The organism is Aeromonas sp. QDB62 (assembly GCF_027705695.1).
Lineage (GTDB): Bacteria > Pseudomonadota > Gammaproteobacteria > Enterobacterales > Aeromonadaceae > Aeromonas > Aeromonas allosaccharophila.
This window is the reverse complement of the sequence record NZ_JAPDCD010000137.1, coordinates 1-748: the sequence shown is the minus strand read 5'-3', so window position 1 is coordinate 748 and position 748 is coordinate 1. Positions and strand designations below refer to the sequence as shown.

Annotated in this window: 1 pseudogene; it reads right to left on the bottom strand. The window is 49.6% G+C overall.

The annotated features are described in order from the left end of the window. Nucleotides 1–76: 76 nt before the first annotated feature. Nucleotides 77–430, bottom strand: a pseudogene (locus tag OKC27_RS22780) (pullulanase); the annotation flags it as partial. Between the last annotated feature and the right edge of the window lie 318 nt (nucleotides 431–748).

The window sequence follows — 748 nt, the reverse complement described above, 5'->3', positions numbered from 1 at the left end:
GTATTAGCTGGTCAAGGATGGCGATCATACCTCAGAAGCCGCGCCACGCCTCGCTCATATGAGGGGATGGTTAAGACTTGGAGCAGGGGTTGACCGGCACAGCCTCACCACCCAATACGGCGACACCGTCACTCGGACTCTTGTAGCCAAAGTTGGTACCGCAGCTCCAGCCTGAATCTGCAAACTTGAACTTGTAAGGTGCCCACTCTTTCTTGAGGGTGCCTTTGGCCATATAGAGCTTGTCGGCCACCTTGACTACCTTGCTTTCATCAGTCGCCATCCAGTCGTTCATCTCCCCACGCAGGTAGATGGACTTGCCACCGAAGTCGCTGTTGTCTGCCGCTGCCTGCTCTGCACCACCATTGGATGCGCAACCGCCTAATACCAGGGTTCCCGCCGCCAGCATCATCGTTACTGTTCTTTTGAACATGGGTCTATTCCTTAAATTATTGTGATTCCTTGGTCCATCAATATGGACTGAAGAATTAAACCAGAGCAGGCATCACAAGAAAGGTAGAGGCATCACATTCTGTGTTTTTTATATCCAACGCATTGAACCAATGGGCAAATATCGAACAGAGAATGGAGGTTCTTTTGGCACTTTATGGGAGATTTCATTGAATTGCGGGAAGATGGAAGGCTAAAAATTAAGCAATTTACTGAATTGCAGGCAATAAAAAACCCCGCTCATCGAGCGGGGTTTCTTGTATTGGGTGCCTGGCAGTGTCCTACTCTCGCATGGCGAATG